This window comes from Bacillus sp. GMa5/1, assembly GCF_050172015.1.
GTDB lineage: Bacteria > Bacillota > Bacilli > Bacillales > Bacillaceae_G > Bacillus_A > Bacillus_A cereus.
In genome coordinates this window covers 1-5,745 of record NZ_JBNLYC010000221.1, presented here as the reverse complement: position 1 = coordinate 5,745, position 5,745 = coordinate 1, and the positions used below count along the sequence as shown (strand labels likewise).

Here is a 5,745-nt window from a genome sequence, read left to right as displayed (position 1 = left end):
ACAGTAAGAAAAAGGAGAGGGAAACCTCTTCTTTTATTTTTGTTTATAAACCATAACGCATTTATAGTAAGTAATCTTTTTTGAAAAAAATGATTTTCTTTTCTCTATACTTTTAAATAATTTAAGCAAAGAGTGTATATCTTTATGAATAACGGAAATATAGCAACCTACATTTTTTTGTATATTAGTGCGATTAGTCCCGAATGAAACCGCATTGTTCCGTTCTGTTATGCATATTTCTATACATTACGCACACTTACCGAACTGTATTAATGAAATGGTAGCGACATAAAAGAAGCGCCGTCTATGTGTTACATGATGCGTAAAGAGGCCGCCTGTCCTTGCCATAAAATATTGCGATTGTGCGACTAAATTCTAAACCCCCCGAGTTTCGGAAGCCGTCCCCGTCCGCCCTTCTGTGCTAACGAAACGCAAAAAACACGAACATTATGCGACTATATGATAATTAATATTCGTAAACTTCCGTATACATATTTCCGCTATTTGTAAACAAAATCCTAGCGATAGAACGGCGTCATATCAACGACTATATTATATATCGTAAATATTGAATATACTTTTTAATAGTTTACATCGGTATATTTTATCGACTGATTAACGCATTAAATAACGATATATTTGTCGTATATTTAACGTACATTTAGCTACATTAACAACCTATATTCGCATATTTTTAACGCTAAATATAGCAGAAATGAATCGGCTAACATATGATATCGTATATTTGTCGATTATTTACCGCACATTTAACGTACATTTTAACGTATATCTATCGTTCTTTAGACTTCTAATCGCTACTTAATTGTATATTATAGGCGTTTTTTATGTAATAAAATACGATGAATAAGGGAAAAATAGGCATAAAAATAGCACCGCCAAAAAAACTTTTCAAATAAAGTTGACATGACGGCGATATCAATGTTATAATAAATATGTGCTTGAGAGAGTACAATACTTTCGAAAGGAGGTTACGAAGTGGATATCGTGTTACACTTCATATCGACATACGGATTTGATATCGCTAAATACTTACTACCGTTTATCGCAATCAAGTGGGAATTTGAGTACATAAACGAAGATGGTAAGAAAAAGCGTAGATTCAAAATCGCTAGTCGATTCTCAAGAAAGTAAAATAGCGTAGGGCGTGTGACAGCACGCTCTATCTATTACTTAATTATAACACGAAATATTCACGAATATACTATGAAAAAGAATCGAAATATAACATTCCTAATCGTATTCGCATTCATATTTATGTGCGTAGCGAAAGCATTCGGAAACCTATACGTCGCATCATTCGGCGTAATTTTCGCCTTATCAGTAGCCGCAGCGATAATCACCGAAATGGTAATAAGGGCACGTTATAAATAAACAAATATACACCGTGTATGCGGACATAAAAAAGGCGGTACGCATCAATTTGCGTCCGCTTCTTGTTCTTCCCTCTATACATTACTAATAATTGGGAATTTGAAATAAAAACTTTTACTTTCTCATTAAAGATTTTCTTTTTACAACATCTTGTTTGTAGAATAGTTTATCGCGAGTTGTCTCTTTAATCGGTATTAGTTTTCCCTCTTTTACCAGTTTGTTTAAATACTGTCTAGAACACCCGAGAATATCTAATGCTTCCGATGAATTTAAAACTTCATCTTGTATAAATTTTGTTAGTTGTTCTTTTGTTTCAAATTTAAACATTCTTCTTCTCCTTTATATACAGGATAATCATATTAATCAACATTAAAAATAGAGCTATTCCAGCAAAGATAATATAGGTATACTCCCCAGTACCTAGGTTGTTGTAATCAAAGGTTGTTAAAACAAAAATCAGAAATATAGCTATAGGGATATTTTTCCATATAAATTTTTTCATATTAGTATGAATGTGTTATAATCTTAGGTATAGGAGAGGTTTCCCTCTACCTTGTGGTTATTCTGAGTCGTCATCTTGGTGGGTGCGACTCTTTTCTCTTTAACCTTGTAGTATGTATCTACACTGTTTTTAATCAGTGCTGATAATTGATTCAAGGTTGCTACAAAACCACCTAAAATTACCCACAAATTCATATTTTCACCTCCCTTTCTTTATATCCTTATAATAAACCTCAAGTTCACACAAGTCAACCGAAGCGGTATTTCCTTAAATTGGTTAAAAAATATAAACAACAAAAAAGCGATAGGTTGGTTAATCCTAGCACTTTCTTTTGTTCTATATATTTATATAGATATCTAATGCGGTTGTGGTATCGTCGGTTTCCGTCCTATGCCGTTAGCGGGGGGGGGAGAGATTCCCTTCGTCATTTCCGACTGTTTCCGCATTCATCTTGCTCTTGCCCGTTCATTTCGCTAAAAGGTGATACATTCCTACACAACTACAATATAGCATTCTCTATGCGGTGTTTCATCTAACTTCATTGCGTGGTGTCCGCATGTTCCTTATATCGGCGTCGCATTTAGCGAGTGGTATCGCCGTGGTATTCCATTAATTATATTATGTGACTTCGTCTCTTATTGCGCAACCTTTAATTTCCACATAAATACAAAATTTTACTATAGTCTATTCTAAAATGAAGGTTGTTTTCATATTATATATTAATATACAGATAATTCAAACACAATAAATCCCAATATTAGAAGATAACTCCCAATGTTCCGAGAGTCTTTCCTTTTCACATTAATCTATAACGGCATAACAGGGCATATAACGGACGATAATAGTTTCAAATATAAATAAAACACTAGACACCTTATTAACTCATATACGAGCATCTGGGAAGCCGTTGTATGATTTCTCAGCTTATAGTCAGCAAGCCCACTACTTGAAAAATCATAAGTCATTCTTTTTCTCTCCAATCTCGCCAAACTCTCGCATTATATCTATCGACGCCCTTTTGAATCCATTTTTTATTATGATTCAAATTACCGATAGTATAGACGCCCTCTTTCTGGACTATCTTTGCAGATATATTATCGTTGTTCATCACATCTATTTCTAACCTTTCTTTTCTTCACTCTTGTTCTTCCTTTGCCATTTGTTTGCTTCCCGCAACTATTAGCATCTTTCTCCCCCTTTTAACCGCCTTAACTATTCCACTATCTTTTTAGCCTTCTTTCTTTCTTCTTCAGTACTTTTTGTCTCTTTCCATGTAAAAGTACTCAGCTGTTGTAGTTTCTTATTTTCATCAATCATGATTTCACTCTCCCTTACTTCTCCTTACTTTTATACATCTTCTTTTTCTTTAATTTACTTTGATATCCTTTTTTCTCTATTCCCTCTATATAGTTATTAATCTATATTTCCTTTAGCTTCATTTTTCTCTATCCCTAGTTAGTGGTAGTTATCTATATTTTCCTCTAGCCGCGGATAGTGGTAGTTATTTTCTCTTAATCTCTTAAAATCTCTTGACTTTTCTTTGACGCCCTTTACCATGCTAATCCGAGGCAGGGAGGGAAGTTGACAGACTTATCCCCTATGCTGAAAGACTACAAAAAGTAATCTAACAGAATAGAAAGATAAGCGTCTTTACCATGCCGCACCTCGTTGGTCCGTCAGAAGACCCTATTCACTCAGCGGTTTTCACCGCATACGCCCTTTTTCTCGGCTTGTCCCCGTAATATCGTCCCTACGTGACATGCTGAGCGTATTCCCTAGCGCCATAACGCTAACGATAACCCCCCGAACCTTTCAGACTACACGCCTAGGCAAGTTCTCGCCTACCCGCAACGCATGAATAGGAATACGTTACGGGGCGCTATCCTTGTAGAAGCATACTCTGTACTTCCCGCACGACCGATAGCAAGCCACGCCGTAACACGTTCCCGCTAAATGAATGTATGCAGCACGGAATTACGGCTTATCAGTTTTTATCTACGTGGTATCAGGCAATTCCACGCGAACACAAAAAAGCGGTATTCCAATAACCCCACCGATAGGATTAAAAGAATACCGCAAAATATATCGACCGAAATAGGTAGAATTTCACACTTGAAACTTTCCATAATAGTCGATATAATGAATACATAAATTTAATCCGTATGGGCTGTATACGGAAGCCGCTAGTTTCGACTCCAATCGATTCTAGCAACTATAAGCGTTTACCGACTCCAATCGGTAGGCGCTTTTTTACGTTCAATATTAAGTTGTATCCATTGTAACGCCACATTTCTACTAAAATCAAGTTATTTTTTGTATAAAACCCGACGCGATGTCAGTATTCGTCGTATATCATCACCGATAAGCGCATTCTGACGAATCTTCGCGGCTACTACCCGCGATCCAAAAGTTATCGGCTCAGAATCGTTAATCTCAGCGTATTTTCTTCCCTATTAATCGCTCTCTTACGCCATCTTTCTTCGCTGCGTGCAAAAAAAAAATAGGGAAACCCGCCAAGGCTTCCCGTATCTTCGTTATTATCTTTCCTTTTTCTCTTCTCAATCCTTATAATTCTCGCCATATTTTGCGAACAGATCATACAATGCAAGCTCTACTATATCTTGCTTATCTAGTCGGAATTTTTCCGCGAATTCGTCAAGTGCTTTTCCTACGCCCTCATTAACATTTAAAGTCTTGCGCATCTTCTTTTGAGGCTCTATTTCTTGTTTAACTCTTATATACAGATCGTTAATACTATGCGACGTCTCTATCACGCCTTCGCGCGTTGTTGCTGCGGTGTTTATAGCATCTTTAACCGTTCCCCATTCATTAATCATATCACGTAAAACACTCACCTCATGCGGTGTTAATGCGTTATGTACTTCACCTTCTGTTGACACATCGATCGTTCTTTGTACGTTACCCTTACGTTGTGCATGCGTTTTACGCACATTAACGAAGTCTTGTATGTCTCTTTCAAGCGGCTGATCACCCTCTCCTACGAAGTGCCACCCTTTATCGCCACTATTACGATATTCATAACCAAGGCTTCTTAATGTGTCTCGCAGCTTCTTCTCTCCTATACCTATTTCCTTTGCTAATACGGCACTCTTCGTTGTTACCAATGCCTTCAAAACGTCTCCGATCTTCATAAATACGTCCTCCACTTCTTACTAATCAATCACGCATACGTTATTCGTTTCACCTTCATACGTTGTTTATTTCATATTCTACACTTGTATAAGTTATACCTCCATCTAAATTTGCGATTTAATGACCATATACCTATGAAACAAAAGATAATCGTCTTAAAATCGAATTCTCGGCGATACAATTTACATATCAACAAAAAAAGAGGGCGAAGTCCGAAGACCTCGCCCAGTTTCGCTATTATTTAGTTTTACTTGCTTTTGGTTTCGGTCTCCTTGATCGACTCATCGCCTAAGATATATAGAGTGCCGTCAGCCTCAGGGAACGCATTGAACGTAATGTTTGCGATACGCTCGTTGTCAGGATCGAACGTATAATCAGGATCAGCTGACGCCGCTGCGTTTGGTACAGTGATCCAGTCATTCGGCGTAGTGTTAGGCGCAGTCGGTTTAATAACCATTTTCTTCGCAGTCGATAACATATCGAAGCCCGCTTGCGCAGATACGAATAACGCTTGCTTCTCCCCGCTCTCTACGAATTTAGAGTTTGGCATTACTTTTGATAATCGCTTTAGATCGTGTAATGCGAATGGTACAGTTGTTTCAGCCTTACGACCTTTCATGATCGATTTTACAGGCGTCTCACCGTATTGATCGACCGTAACTTCTTGTACAGATGTAGATACACCGAATGAGATACCA

5 protein-coding genes are annotated in these 5,745 nt (G+C 37.3%); 1 reads left to right on the top strand and 4 read right to left on the bottom strand.

Going from position 1 to position 5,745, the window contains the following annotated elements; genetic code table 11:
• Nucleotides 1–996 precede the first annotated feature (996 nt).
• Nucleotides 997–1,152, top strand: a complete 156-nt coding sequence (locus ACQGSG_RS25860; protein WP_325842856.1) for a hypothetical protein — start codon at nucleotides 997–999, stop codon at nucleotides 1,150–1,152.
• Nucleotides 1,153–1,506: 354 nt separating this feature from the next.
• Here ACQGSG_RS25860 and ACQGSG_RS25855 read toward each other — a convergent pair whose 3' ends face one another.
• From ACQGSG_RS25855 to ACQGSG_RS25840, 4 genes are all read right to left on the bottom strand, one after another.
• Nucleotides 1,507–1,719, bottom strand: coding sequence for a helix-turn-helix transcriptional regulator (locus ACQGSG_RS25855; protein ID WP_061655943.1), 213 nt, complete (start codon nucleotides 1,717–1,719; stop codon nucleotides 1,507–1,509).
• A 198-nt stretch (nucleotides 1,720–1,917) separates the two neighbouring features.
• The gene (locus ACQGSG_RS25850; protein WP_170950844.1) at nucleotides 1,918–2,088 is read right to left on the bottom strand and encodes a hypothetical protein; all 171 of its coding nucleotides are present in this window, start codon (nucleotides 2,086–2,088) and stop codon (nucleotides 1,918–1,920) included.
• Nucleotides 2,089–4,452: 2,364 nt separating this feature from the next.
• Entirely contained in the window at nucleotides 4,453–5,046 is a 594-nt protein-coding gene (locus ACQGSG_RS25845) for a hypothetical protein (RefSeq protein WP_426948336.1), read from the bottom strand.
• 248 nt (nucleotides 5,047–5,294) lie between these two features.
• On the bottom strand, nucleotides 5,295–5,745 hold a 451-nt coding region (locus ACQGSG_RS25840; protein WP_426948334.1), incomplete at its 5' end, for a hypothetical protein.